The organism is Ferdinandcohnia jepli, from assembly GCF_047246645.1.
In the GTDB taxonomy this organism is placed as follows: domain Bacteria; phylum Bacillota; class Bacilli; order Bacillales; family Bacillaceae_L; genus Ferdinandcohnia.
Genome location: NZ_JBFOKR010000018.1, coordinates 63,151 through 76,136, shown reverse-complemented (window position 1 = coordinate 76,136; position 12,986 = coordinate 63,151). Strand labels below are relative to the sequence as shown.

Annotated in this window: 11 protein-coding genes; 7 read left to right on the top strand and 4 right to left on the bottom strand. The window is 35.0% G+C overall.

From position 1 onward, the window contains the following. Positions 1-109 precede the first annotated feature (109 nt). The 3 genes from AB3M96_RS18605 to AB3M96_RS18595 all read left to right on the top strand — a co-directional run bounded on the left by AB3M96_RS18605 (position 110) and on the right by AB3M96_RS18595 (position 3,265). Positions 110-664, top strand: coding sequence for a sigma-70 family RNA polymerase sigma factor (locus AB3M96_RS18605; RefSeq protein WP_412969110.1), 555 nt, complete (start codon positions 110-112; stop codon positions 662-664). Next, positions 649-1,761 (top strand): hypothetical protein, encoded by a 1,113-nt coding sequence (locus tag AB3M96_RS18600; RefSeq protein ID WP_412969109.1) that lies wholly within the window; start codon positions 649-651, stop codon positions 1,759-1,761. Before AB3M96_RS18605 ends, AB3M96_RS18600 begins: the two co-directional genes overlap by 16 nt. 295 nt (positions 1,762-2,056) lie before the next feature. Then, positions 2,057-3,265 (top strand): MFS transporter, encoded by a 1,209-nt coding sequence (locus AB3M96_RS18595; protein ID WP_412969108.1) that lies wholly within the window; start codon positions 2,057-2,059, stop codon positions 3,263-3,265. Positions 3,266-3,327: 62 nt separating this feature from the next. On the opposite strand, the gene hmpA is transcribed toward AB3M96_RS18595, so the two are convergent. Beyond that, positions 3,328-4,542, bottom strand: a complete 1,215-nt coding sequence (hmpA, locus tag AB3M96_RS18590) for an NO-inducible flavohemoprotein (protein WP_412969107.1) — start codon at positions 4,540-4,542, stop codon at positions 3,328-3,330. Positions 4,543-4,721: 179 nt separating this feature from the next. Here hmpA and AB3M96_RS18585 point away from each other — a divergent pair, with 179 nt between their 5' ends. Further along, positions 4,722-5,153, top strand: a complete 432-nt coding sequence (locus tag AB3M96_RS18585; protein WP_412969106.1) for an Rrf2 family transcriptional regulator — start codon at positions 4,722-4,724, stop codon at positions 5,151-5,153. A gap of 369 nt (positions 5,154-5,522) precedes the next feature. After that, the gene (locus AB3M96_RS18580; RefSeq protein ID WP_412969105.1) at positions 5,523-7,001 is read left to right on the top strand and encodes a protein adenylyltransferase SelO; all 1,479 of its coding nucleotides are present in this window, start codon (positions 5,523-5,525) and stop codon (positions 6,999-7,001) included. 41 nt (positions 7,002-7,042) lie between these two features. Here the strand turns inward: AB3M96_RS18580 and AB3M96_RS18575 are convergent, their stop codons facing one another. Beyond that, on the bottom strand, positions 7,043-7,990 hold the full coding sequence (locus AB3M96_RS18575; RefSeq protein WP_412969104.1) for a glycoside hydrolase domain-containing protein: 948 nt from the start codon (positions 7,988-7,990) through the stop codon (positions 7,043-7,045). Positions 7,991-8,172: 182 nt separating this feature from the next. Then, positions 8,173-8,793: an NAD(P)H-dependent oxidoreductase gene (locus AB3M96_RS18570; RefSeq protein ID WP_412969103.1), complete on the bottom strand. Its 621-nt coding sequence runs from the start codon at positions 8,791-8,793 to the stop codon at positions 8,173-8,175. Between the two features lie 625 nt (positions 8,794-9,418). Between AB3M96_RS18570 and AB3M96_RS18565 the strand changes: the two genes are divergently transcribed. Continuing rightward, a complete protein-coding gene (locus tag AB3M96_RS18565) occupies positions 9,419-9,775 on the top strand; it encodes a hypothetical protein (protein WP_412969102.1) in 357 nt (118 codons plus the stop codon). Positions 9,776-9,832: 57 nt separating this feature from the next. Here AB3M96_RS18565 and AB3M96_RS18560 read toward each other — a convergent pair whose 3' ends face one another. Then, the gene (locus tag AB3M96_RS18560; protein WP_412969101.1) at positions 9,833-10,006 is read right to left on the bottom strand and encodes a hypothetical protein; all 174 of its coding nucleotides are present in this window, start codon (positions 10,004-10,006) and stop codon (positions 9,833-9,835) included. Between the two features lie 171 nt (positions 10,007-10,177). Between AB3M96_RS18560 and AB3M96_RS18555 the strand changes: the two genes are divergently transcribed. Further along, complete coding sequence (locus AB3M96_RS18555; protein WP_412969100.1) at positions 10,178-12,964, top strand: EAL domain-containing protein; 2,787 nt, start codon at positions 10,178-10,180, stop codon at positions 12,962-12,964. The last annotated feature ends 22 nt before the right edge of the window (positions 12,965-12,986 follow it).

Sequence of the window (12,986 nt, the reverse complement as noted above, 5' to 3'; positions counted from 1 at the left end):
AATAGTAAATGGACAAACTACTCGCTTACTAAATAGAAGAAAATTAAGTTGACTTAGGGGAACCTCTAATTAAGGTGTGTCGTCTATTGTAGTGAAAGGGGGGAATACAGTGGAGGATTACATAAATGAATTATCAATATCTGATGATAAAGTCCTTATCATTGAAAGGCTTTTAGATGATTATGGGACTGAGATTAAGAGATTAGCGTATCTCTATGTTAAGGACCATTCCTTAGCAGAAGACATTGTGCAAGAAGTGTTTATTTCATGTTATCGCAATCTGGAAGGATTCAGATATGAAAGCAGCTATAAAACGTGGCTTGTCAAAATAACAATTAATAAATGTAAAGATGCTTTGAAGAGATGGAGTTTTCGAAACCTAATTTATAAAGAGAAAATAGATGATAGTCAATATGAAATAGATACTCCCGAAGATAAAATGATTTCAAAATTAGAAGATATCTACATAAGTAAACAGGTCTTACAATTACCATTAAAATTTCGTGAGGTTATTATTCTATATTATTATCAAGAACTAAGTATTGAAGAGATAAGCCAAGTAATGAACATAAAGGTGAACACTGTAAAAACGAGATTATATAGGGCTCGCGTAAAATTAAAGGAGAGTATGGAAGGGAGTGAGTACGAATGGAAAGAGGATTAAAGGATCTGAAAAACACCTTTAATAAGACTGTACTTAAGAATATTCAAGTATCACAAACGGAAAAGGAAAAAATACTAGTATCATTGAATCAAGAAAGAAAACAAAAGACTCCTTATAAATACTATTTCTCATTCGTTGCTGCTGCAGTCGTAGTGCTCCTTTTATTTAGCCCAAAGTTAGTAGATTTTATGGGGAAACCACAGCAACATGGGTATGATCCGAGTATAGTTCAGGAGGAAGAACCGGTTGATGACCAATTCAAAGTCCCTTTAGATCCAGCAATAAGTGTTATAAATGAAAAAACGAAATCAATCTATGGTTATGAAGTGTTTTATCCTTCTTTTGCAGACTACACAATATCGGCTGTAACTTTGATGGAAGGACCAGGTGGCCATAAACGTGATATAAGCGTAGAGTATTCCAGAAATATTGGTGAATTAGTCGAAGAAAGTACTGAAGAAACTAATCTTGAATTGGTTTATGGTCGTTTTGATGGAAAAATAGACTTCCGTATAACCTATTCTAATTTTAGTAACCAAAACCAATTTAAAGACAATAAACTTATTAATGGAGTACCGGTCTGGTATTCAATTGTTGAAAATACGAATGGAAAGTACCTTCTAGCATCATTTGACTTTATAGATGGTGGTTATCTGTTCGAATTCTTTTTATCTAGTGAATTTACTGAAGAAACGGCTTTTCAAATTCTTGATACGATAACAAAGGAAGTTTATGAAATTAAAACCGCATTACGTTCAAATCCCAAGAGTGAAATGTATCAAATTTCTGTAACTGAATATGCAACACTAGAAGTTTATTTAAAAGAAACATATCGACATCTTCAACCTAATTCAGAATACTGTAAAACATTTGCGAATCAAACCGAATGTGTTTCCCATATCGCCTTTGCCAGCATTGGTTACATTAATTATTTTGAGGAAGCAATAGCCAAGTTAGGTATGTCAGAAGAATTTGATGAGTTGCAGAAAATAGCTTTTGACCTAAACATGAAATTCTTTGATGGGGAAGATATTAGTGAATTTTCTAATGAATTCGGGAAAAAATTTGAGTTGATTTACAACCAGATTGGATACTAGAGCTCAGCAGAAACATCGGAATTTTTAATAAAAGACATTCCACTAAGAGCATGGATTTTACAATTCCATGCTTTTAATTATGTAGAAAATTGTAAAAAAATCTAACTGTCAAAAATAATCTTATATGATAAAATTTGGTTATTAATTTAGAGGAGGAATAGAACATGTCAAAAAACAATAAAACATTTTTAGTCCAAATAGGAGGAGTGAACGTTTAACGTTCCTATAGAACAATTAATCGGTTACTCCTACTTTACTATATTTAAAAACTTTTTAAGAGTAGGAGATAATAAATATGAAAGAATTAAAAGGCACTCTCGCCGGACATAACATTAAAGTGATGTATTGGATTCATTTTTTTGGAGCGATAAGCTTTTTAGCGCCCGTTTTGACTTTATTTTATACATCGCGGGGGTTATCAGCATCAGAAATTCTCATTGTGCTAATGTTTTGGAGTGGTGCGGTTTTAATAGGGGAGGTTCCTACCGGTGTGTTTGCGGATCGGTACGGAGCAAAGATATCTTTCTTAGTTAGCACCGTAATTAAAATCGTAAGTATTTTATTATTAGTAGTGGCATATCAACCATGGATTTTCTTCTTGTATAGCTTTATCAATGGTTTTTCGGTAACTTTCTTTTCAGGTGCGGATGAAGCATTAATCTATGATTCATTGAAGGAAAGTGACAATGAAAACAAAATGGATAAAGCAATGGGGCACATCCAATCAGCCGGGTTTATCTCTATGGTTTTTGCTGTTTTATTTGGTGCTTACTTAGCGAAAGATTTAAAAAATGAACAGTTTATTATGTTAATAGTTTTGGGTGTATTGTTTTATCTGGTTGAGTTGATTCTGGTTTTACGTGTAAAACAACCACCAAATGCGTCTACATATCGAGAGAACCCTTTTACTCAAGTTAAAAATGGGTTACAAGTTATTCGAAGCGCTCCATATCTACTAATTATGTTCTTAAACGTTACTTTGGTATTTATTCCAGCTGGCGCGGTGTATGAATATTTTGATCAGCCATTAATGAAGAATGCTGGCCTTCCTGTTATGTACATAGGAATCATTTATGCATGTGCGTCGATACTAGGGTATTTTGCATCAAATTCAATTGGATGGTTAACGAATAAGTTCTCCAGGATATTTCTGATGAATGCTACTGGACTCTTGGCAGTAGCAGGACTATTTGTGTCTGCTATATTTGAGCAGTCACTTTTAACGATTTTAGGTGCATTCTTTGTGTTAAAACTTGTTAGAGCAATTCGGTACCCAATCTATTCACAATTAAGCAACGATATCATTCCTTCTGAGGTACGGGCTACCACGATATCATTGCTTTCGATTATTGATTCTGTCATGGATCTACTTGTTTTTGCTATGCTATCGACAGTAGCATTAACTGGTACTTCTAATGTATTATTGGTTGGTGCAGCCATTGCATTAATTGGAACTTTACTGCCGATTCGAAGGCCACATGTAGCTATTGAAGTTGCTAAATAAAAAAGGAAAACCTGACCGTTAACCAGTAAAAGTTTACTAAGTTGGCAGTCAGGTTTCTTTATTTATGCAGTTACAAGTTCTTCTTCGAGTTCACTAGCTGGTCCAAAGAATTCAAAGTGAATGTTTTCTATAGAAACACCTAATTCTGTGAGGTTACGGTACATCATCTTCATGAACGGCGTTGGTCCACAGAAGTAGAAGTCTGCTTGTTTATCATCAATAACTGATTTTAGAAGGTCTAGATCAATAAATCCTTCTTTATCAAAGTTTTTAGTTTCCTTATCGGAGTCAGTTGGATTTGAATATACTACCAGGTTCTTTACATTAGAATGTTCAGATGCCACTTGTGCAACATGGTCCTTCATTGCATGGACCTGACTATTAAGGGCACCGTGAATAAATACTACTTCACGAGCAGGCTGTTGTTCAATAATGGTATTTAACATGCTTACCATTGGAGTTAAACCAACTCCACCGCTAATTAATACTGCCGTATTTTCCTTTTGTTCAAGTACAAAGTCGCCAGCAGGAGCACTCAGAGTGATAATATCGCCTTCGTTTACATCTTGATGCAGGTATGTAGACACTACACCATATTCTTCACGCTTTACACTTATTCGATAATATTCTTTTCCAGGAGCATCAGATAAACTATAGTGACGCATATGTGTATACATTTGGTCATCTGGTTTTACTTTTACTGTAATATATTGACCTGCTTGATAAGATGCAATTTCTTTTCCATCTTCAGGTTTTAAATAGAAGGAAGTGATTACATCGCTTTCTTGTACTTTACGATCAACTACGAAGTTTCTAAATCCTTCCCAACCACCTGGCTGAGCTTTTGCTTCATCATACATTTCTTTTTCAATTCCAATGAATGCATCTGCGATAACTCCATAAGCTTCTGCCCATGCATTAATAATATCGTCAGATGCAGCATCGCCTAATACGTCTTTAATCGCTGCTAACAAGTTTTCACCAACAATTGGATAATGCTCAGCTTTAATACCGAGCGCACGGTGTTTTTGGCCAATTTGTTTTACAACTGGGATAATAGCCCCTAGGTTATCAATATTTGCAGCAGCTGCATATACAGTATTTGCTAGGGCAGTTTGCTGACGTCCTTGTCTTTGATTTGCATGATTAAAAATATTTAATAATTCAGGATGGTTACTAAACATAATTTTGTAAAAACGGCTTGTAATATCTGTTCCATGCTTTTCAAGTACTGGAACGGTACTCTTGATAATATCGATTGTCTTTTGATTTAACATGATGTCATCACCTTCACTTAAAGATATATTTAATTTACATGTTTAATAATATAACGATAGTGTTAATAAAAGAAACACTTCAAATACATCTTTTGAAAAGTTGTCACATTTTAAAAGAGAAATAGAATAATATGCTATAATACCTACAGATAATCGTAAAATAAGGAGTATTGTATAAGATGAGATTAACAAACTACACGGATTATTCTCTACGTGTATTAATTTACTTATCACTTAAAAGCCCGCAGGAATTGAGTACCATCCAAGAAATAGCGGATGCATATACTATTTCAAAAAACCATTTAATGAAAATTATTCATCACTTAGGACAACTTGGTTATATAGAAACGATTAGAGGCCGTAGTGGGGGAATAAGACTTGCCAAAAGCCCAGGAGAAATTAATATCGGAAAGGTCGTTTCTCAAACTGAAGAGGATTTTCAAATCGTCGATTGTTTTAAACATGGAGGCAGTTATTGTGCCATCTCGCCCACTTGTAAATTAAAACACGCTCTATATGAAGCATTGCAAGCTTTTATTGGAGTTTTAAATGGATATACGTTAGAAGACCTTGTAAATAACAAAGATGAATTGAGAGAACTACTAAAATAAAGCGCCTGTATTCGTTAACTTTGCGGAGACAGGTGTTTTTTTAATTAGGCTGTTTTTAACCTAGAGATTATATTTTTCAGAAGAGTGATTGGAACGGATGGCACGAGACTCCAGCGGGAAAAGCGTGGCCAGGTGAGACCCGCAGGAGCCTGCGACGAGGAGGCCCACGGACCGCCCGCGGAAAGCGAGTGCCAGGAGTGGAAATCACTTATCTTTGTAAACAATACAATGATAAATAATAAAGAAACAACCTTATAAAAAATATTTTTAACCACAAATGTTATATGTTCCTTTAAAAAACTATGGCAAAAATAACCACAAAACAACATACGTAGTGTTACTATAAAGATACATAATAAGTATATCTCTATGAATTTAAAGGAGTTTATAATGAATAAAACAGGTTGGAATTTTGATAATAGTTATATCCGCTTGCCGGATGCATTTTATAGTAAGATGAACCCCAATCCCGTACGTGATCCAAAGATCATTAAACTAAATAAGGAATTAACGCAACAGCTAGGTCTAAACGTGGAGGCACTTGAAAGTGATGAAGGAGTGGAGGTTCTTGCAGGGAACTCTTTTCCAGAAGGAGCTTCACCTCTTGCACAAGCTTATGCTGGTCATCAATTCGGACATTTTACAATGCTGGGGGATGGGCGTGCATTACTAATAGGTGAACAAATTACTCCAGATCTTGAGCGATTCGATATCCAATTGAAAGGCTCTGGCCGAACTCCTTATTCTCGCGGTGGAGATGGTCGTGCTGCACTTGGTCCTATGCTGCGTGAGTATATCATCAGTGAAGCGATGCATGGCCTCGGAATTCCTACCACTCGAAGTTTAGCCGTCGTTGAAACAGGTGAACCTGTCTACCGGGAAAATCAGTTACAAGGCGCTATTTTAACTCGAGTAGCAGCAAGTCATTTGCGAGTTGGAACATTTGAATATGCTGCTGGAAAGGGTAATGTAGAGGACCTTCGAGCTCTTGCAGATTATGCAATTGACCGTCATTATCCAGAGAGTAAAAACGATGAAAATCCGTATTTATCTCTTTTAATAGAAGTCATAAAACGTCAGGCATCACTTATTGCAAAGTGGCAATTGGTAGGCTTTATACATGGTGTTATGAACACTGATAACATGACAATTAGTGGCGAGACAATTGACTATGGTCCTTGTGCATTCATGGATACTTACGATCCAGGAACCGTATTTAGTTCGATTGATTCACAAGGACGCTATGCTTATGGCAACCAGCCCTATATTGGTTCATGGAATCTGGCTCGATTTGCTGAGAGTCTTTTACCGTTATTACATGATGAACAAGAACAAGCTGTTAAAATCGCTGAGACTGCGATTAATGATTATTCAAAGCAATATTTTAAAAATTGGTTTGCAGGGATGAGAGCAAAACTTGGAATCTTTACTGAGAATAGTGAAGATGAAACCCTTATTAAAGATTTACTTGAGATTATGAAAAATCATCAAGCAGATTATACAAATACATTCAGAGCACTTACATTTGATAATGCGCAGGAGACACCGATGTATGGAACACAGGAGTTTTCCAAATGGTATGAGCAATGGCAGGCAAGATTAAATCAACAAGATAAAACAAGAGAAGAGTCTTTTCAGCTAATGCAACAGTCTAACCCTGGTGTTATTCCTCGTAACCATAGAGTCGAAGAAGCAATTGAGGCAGCAGTAAATAGAGGGGATTACAGTGTAATAGATCAACTGCTTACCGTTCTTTCGTATCCATTTGCTCATACACCTGAACAAGAAGAGTATTGCAAATTACCCGATTCAACTAATAAGCCATATCGAACATTTTGCGGAACTTAATAGTAATGCCCAACACCATTTACGTGTTGGGCATTTTGCTATCAATTTTTAGGTCCCCAGAGAACGTTAACTAGCTCACTTTTAAATAAGTTTGTATCTATATTACAAGTGTCTGCGTCTAAACCATATTGCCATCCCCATGCAAGTGAACCTTCAGGAGCAGCTGGTTTAAATTCAGGTGCTTCACTTTCAACAGTAATGCCAACACTCGGTGCAGCAGTCCAAATATAATTATTTTCCAAAATGGATTTGTTACTTTCTACTGCAGCATTATACGCTTCAAATAAAGCGTGTTCAGGATCAAAAACGCCATAAATACCTGATTTGTACTGTGATTCACTAATGGTATCGAACCATCCCTTGATAAACTCTGAATCTACTGGATAATCAGGTTCGATGTCTGCAAATAATGCGACACCCTCAAGTATTCCCAGATCTGAAGCAATTTTGATGGCTTCTTTTGCATGTGCCACGCCGTTATCATAACCTGTAGCATCATTAAAGTGATTATAAATAGGAAGGATAAAATCACCTTCACCGTGAATAATCTCTATTTGCTCAGACGTTAACCCTTTGGAAATATCTTCACGATCCCCCAAATAACGTCCAATAATACCCGGGTCACCAAAGTTATCCTTTACACATGCATAAAAATCTCCCGATGTTTCACTGGCCGAATCAATTCCCCATACAATTTCCGGCATATCCTTACTTTTATCATTTTTGTTTTGACTTTTTTCTTCATTTTCATTGTTATTGTTTCCTTCAGGTTCTTCATTCTTCGGTTGGTTTTCGTTTTCATCAGAAGCAGGTGGACTGGTATCTTTATTATCCGTTGGGGTAGAAGGAGGAGGTGTTGAATCAATAACATTTTCAGGCTGAGATGCAACAGGTTTGGCTTTGTCTTCGGTCACATAAAAGAATACTGCGCAGCCTAACAGAAATGTGATAACTGAAGCTAAGATGATATTGAACATTCTTTCTGTCATTTTCTCACCTCTCTAATATACAATTAAGTAAAATACCCTTTATTTTATGAGAGGTTGGTAATCAATGTGTGGGATGCAGGTAGTACAAAGGTTGTGAGTATCGTAGTGCCATCGTATGGAAATGAATTATCAATATAGAAAAAGCACATGAATGTTGGTTCATGCGCCACATTTTCACTATTTTAAAAAGCTGTCGCTAGTTCTTTTGCTTTATCAATTGCTGCGCTAACAATTTCTGGTGCCTTGTCAGGGGCATGATCCATACCTTCAACAAACAGTTGATGATAATCTGTAATGCCTAAAAACATTAATAGGGTTTTTACATACTGGCTTGCTGGATCAGCACCATTATAAAAACCACCATTCGCTTGAATATGTAATGCTTTTTTCCCTTGAAGTAGGCCGACAGATCCAGTTTCTGTATAGCCAAATGTTTTTCCCGCAACAGTAATTGTATCGAACCATGCCTTTAATCGAGTAGGGATGCTTAAATTCCATAGCGGATTGGCGATAACAATTTTATCTTGTTGAAGGAATCCTTCTGTAAACGAATTAAACAAGGTAACTTTGTGCTGCTGTGATTCAGTTAGTGTATAGAAAGGTTTTCCTTTTCCTAAATCTGCCCAGGCATTTAATAAATCCTTATCAATTTCAGGTACATTCATTTCATACAGATTAATGTCTTCAATTAAATCTTCTGGATGGTGTAGTTTATATGCTTCAACAAAAGCATCTGTTACAAGCATCGATCTTGATACACTTTCATTTAAAGGGTGTGCACGTACTATTAAAATATTAGCCATTTTACATCACTACTTTCTGTTTTTATAGTAAGACTACATATACAGTGTTAAGTTTGTGAAATGAAGCACAAACTTTATATTTCTATTGTAGTTTAAAAGAATTGAAATTCAATAGATAAACAGAGTGTAAATGGTAAAAATATGTGTCTAAACTTCAGAGAAAAAGGGCGTTATTTATTTATTCCACATAAAAAAACATCTAACTTTTACTCTTCTCTTAAAAATTGTTCATTATATCCTATTTAAATCTCTCATTATGTGATGAAGTTCTACATATATTTATAACAAAAAGAAAGTTTTACAAATTGGGTGGTACTAGTGTCGGTTTTTTTGAGATGGAAGTGCTATGGGAATGAAGCAGGCTTGAGCGAAAAGTAGAAGAGCGTGTATGGCAAAAAGGTGGATTTGATACACGCTTGACTGAAAAGTAGAAAAGCGTGTATCGCAAAAGGTGGATTCGATACACGCTTGAACGAAAAGTAGAAGAGCGTGTATCGCAAGAGCCAGATTCAATACACGCTTAATCAAAAAGTAGAAGAGCGTGTATCGCAAGAACCAAATCCAATACACACCCAAAGAATACTCATATATATGAGTCTGTTTTTATTATTGAGGAGATGATAGCATGAATGTCGAGATGAAAATAGCGATAATGCTAGCAGAAAATATTGATAGTTTTATAAAATTTGTTCATTCAAATTATCAAAATAGAAATAAAAGCTATATTGAATCTCCCGATAAGTTATATCAATTAAAATTACTTGTAGAAGAATATAAGTTTCAGTTGATTGCTGACGAACTCTTAAGGATCAATCAATATAGATGGAATGAAAGATATACTTTTATATTGGTGGATAGGTTTGTCCAAGGGATGAATGTTATTTCTGAGTATGTAGACAGAAATTACAATGACTTATTTATTTTTACCGCTAGACTTCATACATTAAAAAGCCTTTGTTCATCTTTTGATGTGGAGTATTAAACTTAATATGAAACGCAAAAGTGCTTGGTCCTATGGATCAAGCACTTCCTTTTGTCATTATCTCTTATTTAAATCTGCCTTTAAGCTCTCATCTCTAGCTTCTTCTTCTAGAGTATTACCTGCATCTGTGTGATTATCTCCTGAGTGAAGTTCTTCGTATGCGGTATTTGTTATGTACATTACCTGATTTTTTAAGTGTCCATTTTCATCTTTCTCCATTATTGTGTCCATCCTTTCTATCAATTTATTTCTTACTATTTCTTCCCATAATGGAAATTATTCAATACAATAAAATAGGAGAACATTCCTATTGAATTAGTACTATACAGATTGTGATTTTTGATAGAAAATGTGGATTAGTAATTAAAAATGAAATTGGCACAACACTCACGGGGGATTTACATGCAAAAACACATAACACAGCCGGTAGAAAAACTTGAAGCTTTTATCGATTTATTTGAGAACATAAGTGATTCACTATTAGTTGTTAATATAATTGGCCAAATTATTTATCTTAATCCAAAAGCAAGGAATTTGTTTCAATACAAAAACAGTTCATTTGATGATAACCTTCAAACATTACTTCCTGGCTTTCAGTATAGAGATGGAGAGATTATGAGAACAATCCACGGGTTAAGATTTAACAATACTCTTATTCCTGTTGAGATCTCCACCAATATAATTCATGTAGATAATGAAGAATTCAATGTAATTCTTGTAAAAGAGATTCTAGAAGAGAAGAATCTGACTGAACAATTAAGAATGTTAAACCAGGAAGTAGCAGATATCAAATTTGCTCTTGATGAATCAACCATTATTGCGATAACTGATGCAAAAGGAACAATCACCCTTGTTAATCAAAAGTTTTGCGAATTGTCAAAGTACAGCGAAGAAGAACTCATTGGTCAAAATCATCGAATATTAAATTCGGGTTACCATTCAAAAGAATTTTTTCAAAATATGTGGAAAACTATTGGAAACGGCAAGATTTGGAAGGGTGAAATCCAAAACAAAGCGAAGGATGGCAGCTTATACTGGGTTGGGACAACGATCGTACCTTTCATGGGTGATAATGGAAAACCCTATCAATATGTTAGCGTCCGAACAGATATAACTGATAAAGTAAAAATGGAAGTAGAGCTTAAAGAAGCTATGAAAAATGATTTTATCAGTACAATAAAAAACCTCCAAAATGGTATTTTTAAAATGAGCAAAACAGAGGATGGTCGGATCGTTTATACGATAGCTGAAGGAAAATTAATGGATGAAATTGGTGCAAATACAATTTCGATGTTTAATAAGACCCCGCAGGAAATATTTCCTTGCGAAATGGCTAAAATTAAAAACTATCATTACACTCGTGCGTTTGAAGGAAATCGAGTTAACTATGAAATCGAGTTGCGCGGAAAGCTTGTATATGTTGATGTATCTCCGATTTTTGAAGGAGACGATGTAATTGAAATTGTAGGGTCTGTACATGACATTACAGAATTACGATCTACTCAAAATGAGCTTAAGCTTAACCTCCAACATTACCAATCACTATTTGAGCATAGTCAGGATACTGTTATTACCTATAATGCAAATGGTGAAATAGTTGACATGAATCCAAGAGCCTGTGAAATATTTGGTTATTCAATAGAAACGATTCCTAATGGAAGTACAGTTGATCTTATCGTCGAAAAATATGTAGAAAGTAGAAACGAGTATTTTGAAAAAGCTATAAAAGGTAATCCTCAAAATTTCGAAATTGAAATAATCAATCAACAAGGGGAGCGGTTATTCCTTAATATTACGTTTCTTCCGATCATAATTGAGAATGAGATTAACGGAGTCTATTCGATTGGTAAAGATATTACAAATCAGAAAAAGAACCAAGAACTAAATGCATATTTAGCTCACCATGATGAATTAACGAAACTTCCAAATAGAAGATGGATTGAACAAAAATTACAGGATTCATTGCTTTCAGCTGACGAAAATGACCAATTAGCTGTAATGTTTATTGATTTAGACCGCTTTAAAAAAATAAATGATACCCTAGGCCATTTAATCGGAGACAGACTTTTAGAATTAATTTCAAAACGACTAGAAAATAGCCTTCAAAAAGGCAAACAATTTGTAGCTCGTATGGGTGGGGATGAGTTTATGCTTGTATACCCGACAGTAACAAAACAGCAAGAAGTCATCAATCTGGCAAACATCATTTTACAAAATCTAACATCTCCATTTTATATTGAAGACCATGAACTTTTAGTCTCTGCTAGTATCGGAATCAGTTTTTACCCTTCAGCGGGAACTTCTGTTGTTGACCTGATGAAAAAAGCCGATATTGCTTTATACCGGGCAAAGGATTTAGGTCGAAATATGTACCAAATATATACAAACTCTATGGATGAAAGAAACTATCAGTCTTTCTTACTGGAACGAGATTTGCGTAAAGCTATATTAAACAAAGAGTTCGTAGCCTATTTTCAACCTCGAGTTAATACAGTTACGGGAGAAACTGTCGGTGCAGAAGCGTTAATTCGTTGGAACCATCCAAAATTCGGACTTATCTCTCCAGCCGAATTTATTCCATTAGCTGAGGAAACAGGTCTAATTGTACATTTAGGTAAATGGATGAAGAGGAAAGTGTGTGAGCAGCTAATAGCTTGGCGGGAAGAGGGCATTCCACTAATACCCATAAGCGTTAATATTAGCTCACAACGTTTTTTACAAACTGATTTTGCAAAAGATGTAAGAAATTTACTTGAAGAATATGAGTTAGAAGGTAAATGGCTAGAGCTTGAAATTACCGAAAACTCGTTAATGAAGAATGAAGAATATATACTTGAGACACTAGTAGAATTAAAAAACTTGGGGATTAAAATTTTTATTGATGATTTTGGGACAGGCTATTCGTCCTTCAATTACTTAAAAACATTTAATCTTGATGGAATTAAAATTGACCGGATGTTTATTCAAAACATTTCATCCCATTCTGAAAATGCTGGAATTACAATTGCCATGATAAAAATGGCACAACATCTAAAAATGGAAGTGATAGCAGAAGGTGTTGAAACAAAAGAAGAGCTTTCATTTTTGAGTGACCAGGATTGTCAATATGTCCAAGGATATTACTTTGGAAAGCCTTGTAGTATTGAAGAATTCGAAAAGAATTTTAAAAAGATAGAAGTAATTGTATAAGACGAACGAACTCCATGGATAA